16 protein-coding genes are annotated in these 18626 nt (G+C 42.0%); 11 read left to right on the top strand and 5 right to left on the bottom strand.

Annotated elements, in window-relative coordinates:
- The first annotated feature begins 200 nt into the window (after positions 1–200).
- Together kynA and Q4533_RS16525 are read left to right on the top strand one after the other, a co-directional pair.
- Complete coding sequence (kynA, locus tag Q4533_RS16530) at positions 201–1046, top strand: tryptophan 2,3-dioxygenase (protein WP_102476692.1); 846 nt, start codon at positions 201–203, stop codon at positions 1044–1046.
- A gap of 147 nt (positions 1047–1193) precedes the next feature.
- On the top strand, positions 1194–2381 hold the full coding sequence (locus tag Q4533_RS16525; protein ID WP_303503379.1) for a kynureninase: 1188 nt from the start codon (positions 1194–1196) through the stop codon (positions 2379–2381).
- Positions 2382–2554: 173 nt separating this feature from the next.
- Here the strand turns inward: Q4533_RS16525 and Q4533_RS16520 are convergent, their stop codons facing one another.
- On the bottom strand, positions 2555–3376 hold the full coding sequence (locus Q4533_RS16520) for a LysR family transcriptional regulator (protein WP_303503377.1): 822 nt from the start codon (positions 3374–3376) through the stop codon (positions 2555–2557).
- 147 nt (positions 3377–3523) lie between these two features.
- On the opposite strand from Q4533_RS16520, the gene Q4533_RS16515 reads away from it, so the two are divergent.
- Positions 3524–5515 carry an alkyl/aryl-sulfatase gene (locus Q4533_RS16515; RefSeq protein WP_303503375.1) on the top strand — a complete coding sequence of 664 codons (1992 nt, stop codon included), beginning with the start codon at positions 3524–3526 and terminating at the stop codon, positions 5513–5515.
- A 279-nt stretch (positions 5516–5794) separates the two neighbouring features.
- Complete coding sequence (locus tag Q4533_RS16510; RefSeq protein WP_303503372.1) at positions 5795–6184, top strand: ribosome recycling factor family protein; 390 nt, start codon at positions 5795–5797, stop codon at positions 6182–6184.
- Positions 6185–6229: 45 nt separating this feature from the next.
- On the opposite strand, the gene Q4533_RS16505 is transcribed toward Q4533_RS16510, so the two are convergent.
- The gene (locus Q4533_RS16505; RefSeq protein ID WP_303459042.1) at positions 6230–7129 is read right to left on the bottom strand and encodes a LysR substrate-binding domain-containing protein; all 900 of its coding nucleotides are present in this window, start codon (positions 7127–7129) and stop codon (positions 6230–6232) included.
- A gap of 105 nt (positions 7130–7234) precedes the next feature.
- On the opposite strand from Q4533_RS16505, the gene Q4533_RS16500 reads away from it, so the two are divergent.
- The 4 genes from Q4533_RS16500 (at position 7235) to Q4533_RS16485 (ending at position 13247) form a co-directional block, all read left to right on the top strand.
- Entirely contained in the window at positions 7235–7696 is a 462-nt protein-coding gene (locus tag Q4533_RS16500) for a CidA/LrgA family protein (RefSeq protein ID WP_102439135.1), read from the top strand.
- A 1-nt stretch (position 7697) separates the two neighbouring features.
- Complete coding sequence (locus Q4533_RS16495; protein WP_241901120.1) at positions 7698–8429, top strand: LrgB family protein; 732 nt, start codon at positions 7698–7700, stop codon at positions 8427–8429.
- A gap of 161 nt (positions 8430–8590) precedes the next feature.
- Positions 8591–9496, top strand: a complete 906-nt coding sequence (locus Q4533_RS16490; protein ID WP_102477040.1) for a dienelactone hydrolase family protein — start codon at positions 8591–8593, stop codon at positions 9494–9496.
- Positions 9497–9956: 460 nt separating this feature from the next.
- Positions 9957–13247 carry an EAL domain-containing protein gene (locus tag Q4533_RS16485; RefSeq protein ID WP_303503368.1) on the top strand — a complete coding sequence of 1097 codons (3291 nt, stop codon included), beginning with the start codon at positions 9957–9959 and terminating at the stop codon, positions 13245–13247.
- 134 nt (positions 13248–13381) lie between these two features.
- On the opposite strand, the gene Q4533_RS16480 is transcribed toward Q4533_RS16485, so the two are convergent.
- Both Q4533_RS16480 and Q4533_RS16475 read right to left on the bottom strand, forming a co-directional pair.
- Positions 13382–14377, bottom strand: a complete 996-nt coding sequence (locus Q4533_RS16480; protein ID WP_303445481.1) for a calcium/sodium antiporter — start codon at positions 14375–14377, stop codon at positions 13382–13384.
- Positions 14378–14742: 365 nt separating this feature from the next.
- A complete protein-coding gene (locus Q4533_RS16475; RefSeq protein WP_102439129.1) occupies positions 14743–15177 on the bottom strand; it encodes a MarR family winged helix-turn-helix transcriptional regulator in 435 nt (144 codons plus the stop codon).
- A gap of 101 nt (positions 15178–15278) precedes the next feature.
- Here Q4533_RS16475 and Q4533_RS16470 point away from each other — a divergent pair, with 101 nt between their 5' ends.
- The 3 genes from Q4533_RS16470 (at position 15279) to Q4533_RS16460 (ending at position 17309) form a co-directional block, all read left to right on the top strand.
- On the top strand, positions 15279–16019 hold the full coding sequence (locus tag Q4533_RS16470; RefSeq protein ID WP_303503366.1) for a siderophore-interacting protein: 741 nt from the start codon (positions 15279–15281) through the stop codon (positions 16017–16019).
- Positions 16020–16413: 394 nt separating this feature from the next.
- Positions 16414–16623: a cold-shock protein gene (locus Q4533_RS16465; protein ID WP_076539522.1), complete on the top strand. Its 210-nt coding sequence runs from the start codon at positions 16414–16416 to the stop codon at positions 16621–16623.
- 446 nt (positions 16624–17069) lie between these two features.
- Positions 17070–17309: a hypothetical protein gene (locus Q4533_RS16460; protein ID WP_303503364.1), complete on the top strand. Its 240-nt coding sequence runs from the start codon at positions 17070–17072 to the stop codon at positions 17307–17309.
- Between the two features lie 37 nt (positions 17310–17346).
- Here the strand turns inward: Q4533_RS16460 and Q4533_RS16455 are convergent, their stop codons facing one another.
- Positions 17347–18432, bottom strand: a complete 1086-nt coding sequence (locus Q4533_RS16455) for a GGDEF domain-containing protein (RefSeq protein WP_303503362.1) — start codon at positions 18430–18432, stop codon at positions 17347–17349.
- Between the last annotated feature and the right edge of the window lie 194 nt (positions 18433–18626).

Raw genomic sequence — 18626 nt, 5'->3', positions numbered from 1 at the left:
TTAACTGGCTTTTGGACAATGGCTGTTGGTTTAGTTATCGGTTGAGCTGTCAGTTTTGTTATCGGCACTTGTAACGTCAGTGTTAACTCAGGCGTACAGTAAGGCATGACGTTAATATTCAGTCCTCACTGACTTGAGGCAGTGTTCGTGATTAAATAAATCGTTTTTGAGGCATAAAAATAATAACCGGAGCGATAAACATGAGTTGTCCCCACAGTAACTATCGGGCGATGGAAGAGGATATTCACACCGACTTTAAAGATGATATGTCCTATGGCGATTATCTACAGTTAAATCAAGTGTTGTCGGCGCAGCAGCCATTATCAGATCAACATGATGAGATGTTGTTTATTGTTATCCATCAATCCAGTGAATTGTGGCTAAAGCTAGCAGGGCATGAACTCAGTGTGGCGATTACCAATATCCAGCAGGGCGATTTTGGTCATGCTTTTAAAGTGATTTCTCGGGTCAAACAGATTTTTAACCAGTTAACTCAGTCGTGGAATATTCTTTCAACACTTACCCCTGTGGATTACCTTAAATTTCGAGATTCTTTAGGCCACTCATCGGGATTTCAGTCTTATGGTTATCGTAAGTTGGAGTTTTTATTGGGTAACAAGAACGCCTCTTTACTAAAAGTGCATGAAAGCGATCCTGTGGTGCATCAAGAGTTAACGCAAATTCTCGAAGCGCCTAGTTTGTATGATGTCACTTTAAAAGTATTGCATGAGCGTGGTTTACATATTGAAGCATTGCAGTTAAATCGTGATTTTAGCCAGCCCTATGAGCGTAATGATTCAGTGTTAAATGCATGGCTAAACGTCTACCAAAATGCCGACGAGCACTTTCAACTGTATGAACTCGCCGAAAAGTTAATTGATATCGAAGACAGTTTTCAGCAGTGGCGCTTTAAGCATATGTATACCGTGCAGCGCATAATTGGCAATAAAATGGGTACGGGCGGCTCATCTGGGGTGGGCTTCTTGAAAAAAGCCCTGGATATTAGCTTTTTCCCTGAGCTGTTTGAGTTACGCACCCATCTGTAAATTTGATTACGGGTTTACTACTATATTTACAACCCTGCTAGCACAAGTACGAGCGCGGGCAGCAATATCAGTAGCGATATCAGTAATAGTATCAGTTACAAATAACACAAGATTACCAATAAAAATAATCGGTTTTGGAGAGCAAGCATGGATCAGGATTTTGCGCTAACACTACAAACTCACTATCAAAGCTTTAAGGTGAGCGAGCGTATTTTATTGTCGGGCCACTCTCATCAAGCCTGGCCTGATGTAGCAAAGCTGGGCTTAGTAAAGTGCTTTGATGATGCCGCAAAACACATAGATGAAAAATGGTCACTAGCCTTTGAAAAAGCTGACCGGGTGCGTGACTTTTACCGTGGTTTATTGGGTGAGCCCCAAGCGCAAATTACCTTAGGCGCTTCAACCCATGAACTGATCTTACGCTTTTTGTCCGACTTGCATTGCTTTAAACAGCCCCTTAAACGCCCGATTAAGATTGTCACTACAGATGGTGAATTTCACTCCTTGAGGCGCCAGCTGAGCCGTTTAAAAGACATCAATGTTGATATTGAAGTGGTTGAGGTGCAGCCAAGTGACACTTTAGCTGAGCGCATCATCAACAAGCTTGATAGCGATACCGATGCCGTAATGTTATCAGCAGTATTTTTTGGCACCAGTGAGATATTTAACGACGTTGGCTTGGTGGCAAAAGCGGCACAAGATTTAAACATCCCTTGTTTGGTTGATGCCTATCATGCCCTTAATGTGCTGCCATTTAATCTCGATGCATGGCAGCTCACCTCGGCATTTATCGTTGCTGGTGGCTACAAATATTGTCAGGCAGGTGAGGGCAATTGCATGCTGCGCATTCCTGCAGAGTATCAGGGCAGCCCGATTATCACTGGCTGGTATGCGGAATTTGAGGTACTTGATCACGTACCGGGGAAAGTGGGTTATGGCCCGGGTCAAAGCGCTTTTGCAGGCTCGACTTATGATCCCGCCAGCCATTACCGCGCCGCTGAAGTGTTTGATTTTTTTGAGCAACATAAGCTTACTGACATCAAGCTGAGGGCGATAAGTCAGCAGCAAATTACTGCCTTATGGCAAGGGATTGAAACTATGGGCTTAAGCCGTGAGGTTTTAGCTTTGCCATCACATAACATTATTGATAATGCCGGATTTTTGTCTTTAACCACCGCCAAAGCCAATCAGTGGGTTGTGGCGCTGGGGAAACAAGGTATTTTATGTGACAGTCGCGGCAATCAGTTACGCTTTGGCCCCGCACCATACTTATCAAATGCGCAGTTATCTAATGCGCTGAATGTGATTGAGGACTTAGCTAAAAGCTTGAGCTAGTTTTTAACTTAACTTTTTTACTAAATTTCTGTTACTAAAGTTTTTTAGCTTAGTTTTTGCAGCGCTTGTTTGCTTAGCTTGCCTGCTTAAAAGGTTAACCAGCCATGCTACTTGGTTGGTTAACATTAATGAGTTAATTTGGGTCGCTGATAATTGACGGCTTAACCTCAGCTCTAAAGGCTAATTTTATTTTTCACTTTTTGCCTTAATTTTTTATGCTCATCATTATGTAAAAATGATCGATGATAAAGCATCGAGATGGGCGCTTTATTCATTTTCATTGGGCAAGCAAGTAGCTTTACGCCAAGTTTTGCTGCAATCGAAGTAAATCGTTTCGGGGTGATGGATATGGTATCAGTATGGGCAACATAGGCAAGCTGCGAGACTAGCGAAGTGGCCTCATGAGCAATATCTCTGGGTTTTGGCGCGTCACTTAATAGCATAAATAAGTTCGACTTTTCGCGCCTGACATTGATGGATACATGGCGCTCATTATAAAACTCTTGTTCAGTGATTGAGTCTACAATCCGAGGATGATCTTGTCTTACGGCAACCATCACTTCTTCTTCAGATACCTTTTCACTCACCACGCTTGGGTCGTTAATGGTGACAAAGTCTAATACCAAGTCGACCTTTCGATTTCTGATATCAGTAAAAATCTGCTCTTGATTCAGCGGTGGGGTATACACGTCAATGTCGAGGCTGGCTAAGTCATAAACCAATAAATCAGGGGCATAAATTTTATGGCCGACTTTAAATAGGGCTTCATAAACTAAATCTGACGCTGGCGCGAGTTTAGTCATCATGTAATTGGCATGGGCAGTAGGCTCAATAGAGCGGCCTTTGCGGATAAATAACGTATTAGCGATATCGGCTTCAAGTTGTTTTATGCGCATACTCACCGCCGCCTGACTGATATTAAAATGCTCGGCAGCTTTAGTGTATGACTGTAATTCATACACTTTCATGAAGGTGTTTAGCAGATTCAAATCCATATTACGGCCTCTTTAATATAAGTCAGGCTTATGTTTAACATCACTTGTAGCTTATTCATCGTTGTCACAGCTTATATATAATACACCTATTGATGATATTTAGTCCCCTTAAACTGATATCTGGCTTTACTTTAAACCGAGGTGTTTATGAAAAAATCAATTATTACTACAGTAATTTTGTCTGTATGTTCTTCAGCTGTCGTGGCGCACGATCATGACCATAGCGCAGGCACTGATGAGCATGCGCTTACTACCACATTCGAATACCAAGGAAAGCCAGCCACCAAAGCGACGATTGCAGCCAATAAAGCTTTTGCCAAAACCTTAGACTTTAACAATACCAAGGGTTTTGAAGAAACCCGTAAAGGCTTAATCGCCGAATTTGATGAAACGACCGCAGCCATCATTTGGAATGACTATCGATTTTTAGAAGGTAAAACCCCTGATACGGTGAATCCATCATTATGGCGTCAAGGACAAGTGAACCATGAAGCGGCAGGCTTGTATCAAGTCTCAGATAAAATCTTTCAGGTACGCGGCACCGACCTTGCCAATATGAGCCTTGTTAGAGGTGAAACAGGCTGGATTATTTTAGATCCGTTAACGACCCCAGAGGCTGCTGAAGCATCGCTTCGTTTTGCGTTAAACAACTTACCAGAAGACGGCGATTTACCAGTTGTAGCGATGATCTATTCCCACTCCCATGGTGATCATTTTGGCGGCGCTCGTGGTATCCAAAAAATGTTCCCTGATGTGGTGGCTTATGGCTCTAAAAACATCACCAAAGAAATTGTCGATGAGAACGTGCTAGCGGGTAATGCCATGTCACGCCGCGTGTCTTATCAATACGGCACCGTATTGCCAATTGGTGAAACCGGTATTGTTGATGCTGCGCTATCAAATGCGGTAACTAAAGGCGAGCTAAGCTACGTCAAACCGATTGAAACTAATCATAAAGCTGATATCGAGTCTTGGACGATTGATGGACTTGAATTTATTTTCATGGATGCATCTGGTACAGAGGCAACCTCAGAAGCTGTGGCCTATATTCCAAGCATGAACGCCATTTGGGCAGCAGAGCTGACCTATAAAGGCATGCATAACATTTACACCTTACGCGGCGCAAAAACCAGAGATGCGTTGCTATGGTCAAAGAAAATCAATGAGGTGATCACTGAATTTGGTGGTGAAGCGGATGTATTATTTGCTGCGCACTCAGCGCCGATTTGGGGTAATGAAGATTTAAATGATTTTCTTAAACTGCAACGAGACAACTATGGCTTTGTTCATAATCAGTCGCTGCGTTTAGCCAATAACGGCGTAGTGATGCAAGACATTGGCTGGGAGATCCAAAACCTGATCCCAGAAACCATACAAAGTGCATGGCATACCAATGGATACCACGGCACCTATAGCCATAATGCCAGAGCGGTATATAATTTGTATCTTGGCTATTTTGATATGAATCCGGCAAACCTTAACCCACTGCCAACCCAAGCTGAAGCAGCTAAGTTTGTTGAATACATGGGAGGCTGTAAAGCGGTGTTAACCAAAGCGCAGGGCGACTTTGACAAAGGCGAATATAACTTTGTTGCCACGGCAATGAATAAAGTCGTAACCGCTTGCCCTGAGCTACAACAAGGCCGCGACTTACTGGCTGATACCTACGAGCAACAGGGTTATCAAAGTGAAGGCGCGGGCTGGCGCAACGTGTATTTAAGTGGTGCTTATGAACTGCGCCATGGCATTCAAGAAACAGTGTTAAAAGGCAATTCTGCTGATGTGATCAGTGAAATGGACATGGGGATGATTTTAGATTATCTGGCAGTGCAAGTTGATGCCAGTGTTGCCCAACACAATAGCTTTACCATGAATATCGTACTGCCTGATATTAACGAAACTTACTATGTTGAAATGAGTAACGGTAACCTCAACAACATCAAAGTGACTAAAAAGAGCGCTGCAGATGCAACCTTTACCATCAACAAAGAAGATGTTGATAAGTTTAGTTTACAGCAGGTGAGCATCGCGGAATTACTGAAAACCAAGCAAGCCAGTTTACAAGGCGATCAGACAGTAATTCAAAAACTCGCTAAGTCGCTAACCCAAGCAAACCCATCGTTTAAAATTGTGCCATAGTTAACAGGCTCTTAGGGTAAATATTGCAGTAAGAGGCAGCATTTGATTTATGTTGCCTCATTTTTTATCTTTTGTAGCGAGCTCAGTAACTGTTGTTTCTTTATCTAGGTATCATAACGTCACAGCAATGTGGCGTTTTGTGGCTGATAGCCAGTTGACTGTTATTACCGTTAACTTAATAAAATCCTTAATATGAGGATTTTATTAATTACAGGGCTTATATCGAGTTATGATTTACCATAGATTAAACCGCCTGAGTAAATGTTCACAAATCCTCTTATGAATGAAGGTATCACCATTGCACTGCCTTCGCTTTTTCATCGCATCGGTGGCAGCGCAGCCAAGCAAGCTAAAGATATGGCAAAGCAATATGGCTGCGAGCTTAAGCGAGTGCGCCGTTCACGCAACTGGCAGTTGGTGGGTGATGCCATCAATATTCAGTCCTTTGCTGCGCAGTTACATGGGCAAGCTAATACTGAGTTTGCCCACCTGATAAAAAAGATCAATATCGCACTGCTTTCCCATAGTGACAAACTAGAACCGTTAACGGCTAAATTAGCGCGTTTGATCACTGATAGTCCCAGCATTACTCTGGCTGAATTGATACAACTTACCGGCTGCACAGAAGCCGAGGCTAGAGTGGCTCGCTTTGATACTAACTTGTGTTAAGTTGTTGTTTAAAATGTAGTTAACATTTAATCGTTAACTGGTAAGTTATTTCATTTGTTGGTGTTTTAGGTGCTCTTTAACCAGTTCAATCATGGCCATTGCGGCAAAAGATAATGGCTTGCCTTTACTCCAAAATAAATTCATCTTCCAGCTTAAATTGGTATCAATAAGTTCACGCTGCACCACGCCTTCCAGTTGATAACGCTCGGCAATAAACTTAGGTAATAACATTATCCCAGTGCCTGCAGCAACCAGCGCTATGCCAAACTCAGGTTGATTCACTAAGGTTGGGCTTTCTATGCTGATACCAGCCTGTTGATAAGCATTAATGACCATCTCATGCAGTGAAAACTCTGCTTCAAATAAGATATGCTCGCAGTTACCCAGTGCCTTGATGGATATTTGCGGCTGCTTTGCCAGCGGGTGCTGACTTGGCAGCACCACGACCATAGGCTCGGTATGAATTGCTATTCCTTCAAACTCTTGATTAAGCTCGATAATACCTGTTGCTAGCTCTATTTCGCCATTTTTTAATGCTAAGGTTTGTTGCACTCCACCGCGAACTAACAGCTGATTATTAATGTGTGGATAACGTTGCTGGTATTTGGCAATAATTGGCGCAAATAGCTCGGCGCTGCCCAGTGGCGCTAAGCCTAATTTTAACTGCCCTTTATGGAGCCCTTTCAGTAAGGCTATTTCATCAAACAGCGCTTGTTTGGTGCTGAGTAACTGCTGCGCATAGTCATACACCAGCTGGCCGTAGCTGGTAAGGGTTACGGCTGTGCCGCGTTTACCACGGGTGAGTAGCGTAAGCTCAAGTTCAGCTTCCAATTGGGTGATGGATTTTGACAGCGCAGGTTGGCTAATATGGATTTTTTCTGCAGCGCGATTAAAGCCACCACAGTTTACGATGTCGACAAAATATTGCAGCGTTTTAAGATCCATAATTACATAACCATTAGTTATCTATTTGGTAAATAATATTCATTATTTTTATTTTTATTGCAAGGGTAAAATAGCCACATCGAAACTAATTCAATCTGATGTGTTATGACTTCCTCCCTGCTGTTTGTAAAACGAACTTCCCATTTGCTGTTACAAGTGGCTTTTTTGTGTGGGTTAGCTTTTAGCGCCCAATACTTGGTTGAGCTGTTAGCGTTACCCATACCAAGTAGTGTGATTGGCCTGATTTTTTTGTACAGCCTGCTGGCATTTAAGTGGTTACCTGAGCGGTTTGTGGCCGTTGGCGCAATGTGGTTAATTGGTGAATTATTGCTGTTTTTTATTCCTCCCGTTATCGCCTCAATCCATTATGCTCCTATGTTTGAAGAGTTTGGGGGTAGTTTGATGTTCACCTTAGTGCTGGGCAGTATTTCAGTGTTAGTGATCACCGGCTTTGTTATTGATAGGGTATTTAGATTCGAGCGCCGTAGAAACCGAGCAAGGCGCAACAGAGCGACAAAAATGTTAGCAGATGCAGCGCTGGCAACGTCAGATACGGTGGGAGTTTAATATGCAGTTTCTTAGCTCATTGACCTTAATGACGTCGCCATGGATGACATCACAAACCTTAGCGCTGATATGTCTTTTAGCGACTTTAGTGGCTTATTTTAGTAGTAAGTTTTTGCACCGACATTACCATTACTGGTGGTTATCACCGATTATTTCAACTCCGGCGAGTTTAATGGTATTGGTAGTGATTTTTTCAGTGCCGTTACCTACTTATTTTGTTTATAACCATTATCTTAGCGCTTTGCTTGCGCCTGCAACCATCGCTTTTGCGCTGCCCATATACCGTGAGCGTAAATTAATTGGCCGTTATCCATTAACAATTAGCATTGGGGTGATTACTGGTTTGCTGGTGGGATTATTATCTTCATGGCTGATTGAGCAGTTTGTTTATTTACCGCCTGAGCTATCACACAGTTTACTGGTGCGTTCAGTATCAACCCCATTTGCTATTGAGGCAACTACCGCATTTGGCGGTGCACCTGATTTAACTGCAACCTTAGTATTAATTACTGGGGTGCTAGGCATGTTACTTTGCGGCCCTGTATTTAAATTAGCCAAAATTAAAAGCCCATTGGCAAAAGGTGCAGCTTTAGGCGGCGCTGCCCATGGTGTGGGCGCGGCCAAGGCGGCTGAAATTGGCCAAGAGGAAGGGGTTGTGGCCAGCCTAACCATGATTTTTACCGGTATTGCTATGGTGATTGGCGCGCCGTTATTTGCTTATGTTTTAGTGTAAATAAATCAACTGCTTTATGTTTGCTTTTTAAGCAAGCTTACCGCATATTAATTAGTCAAAATGGTTTTGATTGTTATTCTCATTTGTTTAGGTAAATGCAGCGATGAGTTAATAGTAATCAAGTCAATACACCAGCGCCGCTAATTTGATATGGGTAAAATATGAAAAATAATAATATTCCACAAGAAGCTTTTGATTGGTACGATGAATATGCCCATGGCGGTATGGACCGTCGTACTTTTATGAAAAAATTAACCGGTTTAGTGGCGCTGGGCTATTCCATGACAGTATTAACCAGTGCGCTATTACCTAATTATGCCTTAGCCGAGCAAGTGTCATTTAACGATAGTGACATTAAAGCCAGTTATCAGAACTTTGCGTCCCCCCAAGGCCATGGCGAAGGTCGAGGCTATTTAGTGTTACCCACCCAAGCTGTAGAAAACCCTGATAGTAAATTCCCTGTGGTATTGGTTATTCATGAAAATAGAGGTTTAAACCCTTACGTCAAAGATGTGGCCCGCAGGCTGGCTAAAGCAGGCTTTATTGCGTTTGCGCCTGATGCCTTGTTTCCGCTAGGTGGCTATCCTGGCAATGACGATGAAGGCAGATCCATGCAGCGCACCCTTGAGCGTGAAAAAATTCAATATGATTTTGTTGCCGCTGCTAAGTTTTTAAAATCACATCAGCAATCTAACGGTAAACTGGGGGCAGTAGGTTTTTGTTTTGGTGGCTATATGGTGAATTATTTAGCCGCGATAGAAAGCGATCTGATTGATGCCGGAGTTCCATTTTATGGTACGCCAGCGGCCAAAGCCTTACGGCCAAATATTAAGGCGCCACTGATGATCCAATTGGGTGAGCTTGATAAACGGGTTAATGCGTCATGGCCAGAATATGAAGCGGATTTAAAAGCGGCCAATGTCGATTACGTTATGCACATGTATCCCAATGCTAATCATGGTTTTCATAATGACTCTACCGGCCGTTATGATGAGAAAAATGCTGAACTTGCTTGGTCAAGAACCGTGGCATTTTTTGAAGCAAGACTAGCCAGAGTTGAGCGCTAAGCTGTGTGTGGGCATGTGTTAACTTGCCCACCTGCTCAGTGCTATTTTTCCAGAGTTCAGAGTCAGGTGAACTCTTTGCTGGGTTATCTTATCGGTTTGCATATTTTATTGGCAGTATATCCAAGCTATTCACACTCAGCTTGAATACATACTTGCCACAAATTGGCGTTATTTGACACTTTTTTAGATTAAACTAGCCTGGCTGATGGCGAAGGTGTTGTTATCTTCTATACTTTTATTATTCAGTGTTTTGGCTGCAAAGATAAAAAGTAGTTTTAGCGGTTTAAGTCGATTTTAATATCAGGGAAGAAGAGCAATTTTTAGATTCTAATAGCTTTAGTTATATTCCCCTCCCTGCGATGGCAATGCCGTTTATTTCTTAATCTCAGTACCAATAAATTCATGGTTTAAGTACAGCATTTAGCACCCTTTATCGACTGTTAGCGCTAAGGTTTACTGCATGTGGTTTGGTTTATTATCGCTCAGAAATTGTACCTATGCTTCGATGATGCGTCGTGCAGCAGTTGTGTGTGTGCTATTTGTCTTAGTGACTTTGTTAATCTTAAGCGTATCTAGCTCGTTCGCTGCTGCTTTATCTGCCCCCTTATCAGAGCCTAAATCTGAACCTTTAGTTGAACGCTCTGTAAAAACCTCAGCACAGCTCAAAATAACCCAAATATCAGAATCGTTATCACTAGCGTCAACAAAAGCAGTGGATATCGTATATTTGCAGTTACGTTGGCATCATCAATTTCAATTCGCCGGCTATTATGCTGCGTTAGAAAAGGGTTTTTATCAAGAAGAAGGTCTTGAGGTTCGTTTGCTTGAAGGCGATCCGCAACGCTTACCGGTAGCCGAAGTGTTATCGGGTAATGCTTTATATGCAGTAGGTAACAGTGAGGTGCTATACCATCGCCTTTTAGGTGAACCACTTATTGCTTTGGCTGCTATCTTTCAGCATTCACCATCTATCTTGTTGACGTTAAAAGAGTCAGGAATACGCTCTGCCCATGACCTTATTGGCAGAAGAGTGATGCTGGCGAATAAGGATAAAGATGCAGGCTTTTTGACCATGTTAGTTAATGAAGGCATTTCCTTGTCACAGCTTGAGATCGTCCCCAGCAGCTTTCAGCTTGATGATTTAATCACGGGCAAGGTGGATGCTTTTAACTCTTATATTACCAATGAACCCTATGTACTTGCTCAAGCTAATGTCCCCTATGACATTATTGATCCAGTAAGCTACCGAGTTGATTTTTACAGTGATATTTTTTTCACTACTGAAGCTGAGTTAAATAATTATCCAAAACGTGTTGCGGCAATGAGGCGAGCGACCCTCAAAGGTTGGCGCTATGCCATGGACAACCCTGAAGAAATAGTCGATATATTAATGGCTAAGTATCAGGTTAATAAAACCCGTGAGCATTTGCTCTATGAAGCTAATGCAATGCAAAACTTGATTCTGCCTAATTTGATCCAAATTGGGCATATGAACTCTGATCGCTGGCAACATATGGCAAATACCTTTGCTAAGGCCAGTGTGGTCAATGATATTCGTCACCTTGATGGCTTTATTTATAATGATAGCCCTACATCAACTCCTAACTGGCTCTACCCGGTATTATCCATAGCGCTTTTTTTGGTGGTTTTAGCCAGTAGTATCACTCTCTATATGCACTTGTTTAATCGACGTTTGGCAGAGGCTAAAACGACTTTACAGCAAAGTGAGGAGCGCTTTAGGGCTCTTAGCGAAGCAACCTATGGCGGTATTGTTATCCATGATCAGGGCCGTATCCTTGAGTGTAATAATGGTTTATCCACTATTACTGGTTTCAGTTACTCAGAGCTCATTGGTATGGATGGTTTGAAATTAATCGCGAAAGAGTATCTTGAAACGGTAAAAATAAGAATGCATCAAGATGATAGAAATAGTTTTGAAGCTGAAGGCCTTCGCAAGGACGGAACACGATATCCGCTAAGCATTAAGGGAAAAAATATTACTTATAAAGGCTGTAATGCACGAGTTATTGAAGTTATTGATATTAGTAATAATAAAAAAATTGAAGATCAACTCAAACTCGCAGCCAGTGTTTTTACTCATGCCCGTGAGGGCATCATGATCACCGACATTAATGGGGTTATTATTGATGTTAACGCCACTTTTAGCGCGATTACCGGTTATGAGCGAGAAGAAGTCATTGGCAGAAACCCACGTTTTTTAAACTCAGGTAGGCACAACAGCGAGTTCTTCAACAGGATGTGGGCATCGTTATTACAACATAAGCAGTGGTCAGGCGAGCTGTGGAATAAGCGTAAAAATGGCGACATATTTGCCGAGCTAATCACCATTAGTGCGGTTACAGATTCCGAGGGGCAAACCCAAAACTATGTCGCACTGTTTTCAGATATCACCTCAATGAAGCGCCATCAACAACAACTAGAACACATTGCCCATTATGATCCGCTAACAGGGTTAGCCAATCGGGTAATGCTGGCGGAACGACTGGATCATGCAATGAGTCAGAGCATCAGACGCGGAAAATTTTTAGCCGTGGCTTACCTTGATTTAGATGGATTCAAAGCCGTTAATGACACCTATGGCCATAATGTCGGTGACGAGTTGCTAATTACTTTGTCGCAGTTAATGAGCGAAACTCTGCGAGATGGAGACATTCTGGCCCGTATTGGTGGTGATGAATTTATTGCTTTACTGGTGGATTTAGAAAGCATGCACGATTGTGAGTTGGTTCTAGAGCGGATGCTAGAGGTAGCAAGTTGTCCGATTAAAGCTGCTGGAGCCATTTTGCAGGTGTCTGCCAGTATTGGCGTTACCTTGTACCCTCAAGATGGTGTGAGTGCAGATCAACTGATACGCCATGCCGACCAGGCCATGTATATAGCTAAACAAAGTGGCAAAAACCGCTATCACCTGTTTGATGTCAATAAAGACAAATCCTTACAAAGCACCCTTGAGGTGATTGATGATATTCAGCGGGGGATTTTGCAAGATGAGTTTGTTTTATATTACCAGCCGAAAGTGAATATGAAATTAGGCACTGTGATCGGTTGTGAGGCGTTGATCCGTTGGCAGCACCCAGAGAAAGGCTTGCTATTACCTGGGGAGTTTCTTCCTTTTATTGATAATCATTCCATCAGTGTCACTTTGGGAGATTGGGTTATTGATACCGCGCTTTCACAGATGTATTCATGGACCCTTGCTGGCTTTGATATTGCTGTCAGCGTTAATATTGACGCCTTACAATTACAACAAAAAGATTTTACTGCCAAACTCTCAGCAGCATTAGCGCAGCGACCGTTGATTAAACCGAGTTCATTGGAGCTTGAGATACTAGAAACCAGCGCGCTGGGGGATATGGGGCAAGTGCTGGCGACAATGGAGCAATGCATTAATATTGGCGTCAGCTTTGCACTTGATGACTTTGGCACAGGGTTTTCATCACTCACTTACCTTAAACGTTTACCTGCCAACCTACTGAAGATTGATCGGAGTTTTGTCAAAGGCATGCTGATTGATATTGATGACCGCGCCATTGTGATGGGGGTGATTAGTTTATCGCGGGCTTTTCATCGCCAAGTTATTGCTGAAGGTGTTGAAACCATCGAACATGGAACCCAGCTATTGTCTATGGGCTGCATGCTAGCGCAAGGTTATGGTATTGCACGGCCAATGCCTGCTGAGCAATTACCAATGTGGGCAGAGAGTTGGAAGCCTGATAGCGCTTGGCAGTAATCAAGAAAATACAGAATAGGAATGAGAAGGTTAAGTAAGCGAAGGGTAAAGGTCAGTGGGGCACTCGAACCCCACTATTATTTGTCTTTTGTTTACCTAGCCAATGGTTACCTAGTTAATATTTACCTAGCTAACTAGGCCTGCATTGTCACAGCGCCGAGATAAAGCATATAGCCACTAAAGCTCACTAAACACAGCGCCCCCGCAGTGCGGCCAAAGGTATAACTTTTTTCAGTAGCAGGGATGTTTCTTTGTTTAAAATAAGTAACCATAAATGCCACAGCGACGATAGCGGTGAGTAACAGCATCATAGGGTAATCACGGGCGACCAATAATTCTGGTAATGGCTGCTTGTCACCTAACAGCGCAGGGAAGGCAATCACCCCAAGTATATTGAAAATATTTGAACCAATCACAGTTGCAAATACCATGTCATGCATACCGCGGCGCACTCCAGCAATGGCTGCTGCTAACTCTGGTAAACTGGTACCAAAGGCAATAACGGTTAGCCCAATGATTAACTCACTGATCCCGGCAGCTTTAGCCAGTTCTACAGCGCCCCAAACCATCAGTTGTGAGGCGGCTAACAGCACACTTAGCATTAATAGCGTTTCCACAGCAGAGCGGCTTTTAGATATTTCTAAAAACTCAACTTCTTCTGCGTCAGCTTCGCCTTTACCCACTAAAAAGGCTAGGTAACCACAATATGCCGCTAACGCTACTAGTAGTAATAAGCCATCTGGGAAGTCTAAATTGCCGTCTGACATTAACAGGGCGCAAAATAAGATTGCCGCGATTAAGATAGGTAAATCCCGACGAATGAAATGGACTTTAATGGATAACGGCACGAGTAAAGCACAAATGCCAAGCACTAATCCTATATTAACGATATTAGAGCCAATACCATTACCAATAGCGAGTTCGCCAGCACCATTTAGGGCTGCGATAGAGGACACGAGAAGTTCTGGAGCTGAGGTGCCAAAAGCCACCACAGTCATACCGATAAAGGACATAGAGACTTTGCAATGCTTAGCCAGAGTCGCAGAACTTGCGATCAACCGGTCGGCACTGACAGATAAAGCGATAAGACCTGCAACGAGTGCAAGTAAAGGTAAAAATAATGACAACATAATATAACGCACTGCAAGGGCTGGTTGTGTTAAGACACGAAAAACCCACGCCCAGCCCTAGCTATATGCGTGTGGTCATTCGAGTCTCGCCAGACGCTTAATGCTAAGCGTTGATTGCACCATGGTCTTCGACCAATTATGTTGACACAACCTCCTGTCGTGGTGACAGAACGGCTACTCCCTCAAATTTGGGCGCATTTTAATCTGTTATTCGATTCGTTTCAATAGCAAATTTGTGGCTAATCGCGTCAAAGCTACTGCCAAGTATTTAGCACTGATATCGCTCGGCTTACAAGCCTTAGTGCTAGGAGAGACTTGTCATGCTAAAAACCGGCTAAGATAAAGGCAACTAACTAAAAGGCCGCTTATTCTTCATTGTCATTAAGGTTATTAAAGAGCGCATCAGCAATGCGTGTAAATGTGGCCAAGTCTTCAACTGGCAGGTTTCGCAGCATTTTTTGATTCACATCGTTTTGGGTTTTTGCAATCAGTACAGCGAGTTTTTTACCGTCTGCAGTCAGTGATAATATCTGACTTCTTTTATCTTCTGGGTTTGCCGTTTTCGTTAGCCATTGGTTATCCATCATTTCTTTTATTAACCGAGCAATTTGTGCTTTATCTCTGGCTAAAAGGTTAACAATATCGTTTGCGGTGCAAGTGTGACTGTTGTTAATCAAGCTAAGGCATTTAACATGCATGGCATTTAAGCCAATTTCATTAGCCTTAAGAGAAGATCGCATGGCTAAACGGTATGAATGTGCGATGTTAAAAATCGCATCAGAAATGGATAAGTGACTCATTTTTGGTTGGTCCTGATAATTAGTTGACTTAGTCAACAATGCTAACTATAGTTGACCTTATCAACTTACTAGCTTTTTTTCAAGTCGAAGAGGATGTCTCTATGAAGCCTAGAAAGCCCAATTTGCGCTCTGTACAGGTTGCAGAGATTATTGAGCTGTCGTCTCATTTACGTCGAATTATCTTTAGCGGAACCAGTTTACAAGGTTTTCCGCAGGGGCTTGAAGGCGCGCACGTTAAAGTGTTTTTGCCATCGACGGGCGATGAAGCGCAAAAAATGCGTTCGTACACGATTCGTTTTTTTAACCCACACACTAACCAGCTAGGGTTAGATTTTGTGATTAACCGTCACCAAGGTCCTGCCACCAGTTGGGCAAAAAAGGCAAAAGTGGGCGACCGTATTAGTATAGCGGGCCCAGGTTTGATGAAATTAACTGACTTTAATCTCCATAGTTACTTGCTGGTGGGGGATATCACCTCTGTAAATGCCATAAATGGTTACGTGCCTAGATTTAATCCTGATGCCCAATTAAAGGCCATTATTAGCGTGCCTACCCGTGCAGATATCATTGAGATGGATTATGACGATTCAAAAAATACTCATTGGTTTATTGAAGATGAGTCAACAATAACCCTTGAGCAACAAGTACAACTAATCGCTAAAGACTTACCCAAGGATAGTCATGTCTTTATGGGGCTAGAAGCTGGTCAAACACGCGCTTTGAAGCCCGTATTACAACAAGAGCTTGGTTTTGAAAGGCTTAACATCTTTGCTGTTGGCTATTGGAAGCAAGGGATTGATGCTGATCGTTTCGGGGCGTTGAAAAAAGTTAATCCACTGTAAATATCCATGATAACCGTCATAGCCAAGTGACAAGCTATATTATTATCAATCACAGCTAAACCATAGCAGCCAGAGCTATAATTACTGCTAAGCATAAGTATATTAGCGATTAATTGTGCTATATACCTGTTAGTCAGTGGTCAGATATCTGGCTGTTTTGATATTTAAATAAAATAATACCTTTACAATTTTTTAAACTAATGTAAGATTCACCTCGCTCTGACATTCAGAGTTATTAATGAAACATCAAGTAAAAGTAAAGCCTCAGAATTCTACGTTATCGTTGTTCCTCTGTGTTTCCCTTAGCTTCATCGTCACATTAAATAATTCAGCTCTCAGCGCATCGCATTTTCGCGATAAATTTTTTAATTCTTAATTATATAAGGGACACATTATGTCTAACACTACTGGTATCGTAAAATGGTTTAACGAAGACAAAGGTTTCGGCTTCATCACTCAAGACAATGGCGGCGCAGATGTATTCGTACATTTCCGTGCTATCGCTTCTGAAGGTTTCAAAACTTTAGCTGAAGGCCAAAAAGTTTCTTTCGATTTAGAGCAAGGTCAAAAAGGCCCACAAGCAGCTAACGTAGTTGCTATCTAAGTTGAAAGTCTACGTAACGGGTTACCCGTTACGTTACTTCAAATAATTACGCATTTAGGTTTACCTATTTATCGTAATTATTAAAAGAGCGAACCTTTGGGTTCGCTTTTTTGTGTCTGAAATTCAAGGTATAACGATCTGTGTATCACATCAAGGCGCTTAAGCTTAGTAACTAAAAATGCTGCAACTAAAGCGCTAGCTGGAACGCATTTAATCTTCTAAGCCTGGTAGCCTTTTTTGTCTTTAAGAGAGCTATTTTAATAAAAGCTAAAAGCTTAGCTGGTTAACCCATCTTTTGTCAGAATAAGCTCTTTAACTGCTTGGTAATATTTAACGTAACCTGTGCCGCGACACTCACTGACAATGGTGGCATAATTTAGCTATATATTGACTACAATGTCGGTGTGCTATGCCAAGGTGTGTACCATTAAGCTGAGGAGAATTAAGTGAGCAATAGACAATTAATACTACTGCTTAGAACCTGCATAACCATTGGTATTTGCTTAATTTTACTTGGGATTTATTTGCACAACTTTAATGACACTGTTGCTGCAATGGGCGTTAAGGGAATTATCATCAGTTCGATGTGTGTCGCTTTTGGTATGGCACTGTCACTGCCAACTAAAATGTATTTAACTTTTATTTTAGTTGTCGCAGAGACGACTAAAAAAGACCAGCCTGAATGAAGCGTTTTTGGCTTTGAGGTAAGGCGAGTCATGGTTTTTAGTTGGATACTTTTTGACGGCAAACTTGGTTTCTACCGGCTTTTTTAGCTTGGTATAAACAGCGATCGGCTAAGGTTAAAAGCTTGGTTTTATTAACTAGGTGACGCTGATTGGCACTAACACTTACCACCCCAGCGGATGCTGACAGAAACCCGGTTGCTGAATCACTATGCTCAATCTCGAGCCGTTTAAGCTGCATGGGGAGATCTTCAAGCCAGTGCTTATTTTGATTTGAACTGACAGAAACCAAAATAAATTCTTCGCCACCAAAGCGCACCACCATATCGGCACCTTGGTTTGAAAGTAACTGGGCAAAGCTGACCAAGGCTTTATCGCCCATTAAATGCCCGTAGCGGTCATTATATTTTTTAAAGTGGTCAATATCGATCATCGCCAATGAAAGGTACTGCCCCTGTTTTAAATTGTGTAACAGAGTCGAGAATTGCTTATCGAAATTATAGCGATTATGAATCCCTGTTAACTTATCAGTTTGCGCTTTTTGTGTTTGAATTAACTCGTATTTATATTGTTTTCTCAGCAGTACATCCGTTTGATATTGCATCGCGGTCATGATAGCAACTGTTATCACATAGAAGTTTATACTCCAAATGATATCCACCTCGGTGTTGAATTGGATTATAAGCAGAGCAACACCCAGTAACAGCCAAATAATGAACTTTTGACCTAAGTGAAGTATGGGAATGGCTGTAATAAAAATGGCTGACAGCATAGGGCCGCCTTCATGGAGCTCTTGATGGTTAATAGCATAGCTATAAAAGAATAAACCATTGATGAGGGTAAACAGCACCGCAAAAAATAACAGTATCGAATCAAGGTAACAGGTGGCTGATTTTTTAATACTGAAAATCATTACCATTGCAATTAGGAGGCTGACAATACGGGTTAAGATGTCGGCGAAAGTATAATTAGTGGCTGCAAATGAAGATAGGGTAAAAAATAGCAACACCGTAATTAAGATGTAACTCATCATTACTGCATTTGTGCGTGAGCGTTGATTTAAAGATTGTTGAAATGATAGTTCTGCCTCTTTATCTAACACCCACTTAGCAGGTAACCATTTCATTATTGACTTCCTTAGATTAATACTACGAGATACGACTCAAACCCTCAGTTAACATTATAGTATTAGTTAATTTTTTAGTTAATTTTTATTTCGCATTTTGGCTACTTGATCGATTATTTTATGATTAATCTCGTGACTATTAGTTAGACAGTATTGCATGAATACCCTCTATTCATGCTGTTGCTTTACAAGCC

The sequence above is a fragment of the Shewanella sp. 6_MG-2023 genome (assembly GCF_030547195.1).
GTDB lineage: Bacteria > Pseudomonadota > Gammaproteobacteria > Enterobacterales > Shewanellaceae > Shewanella.
Note: the sequence above shows the minus strand (reverse complement) of the source record. Positions and strands in the feature narration are given on the sequence as shown.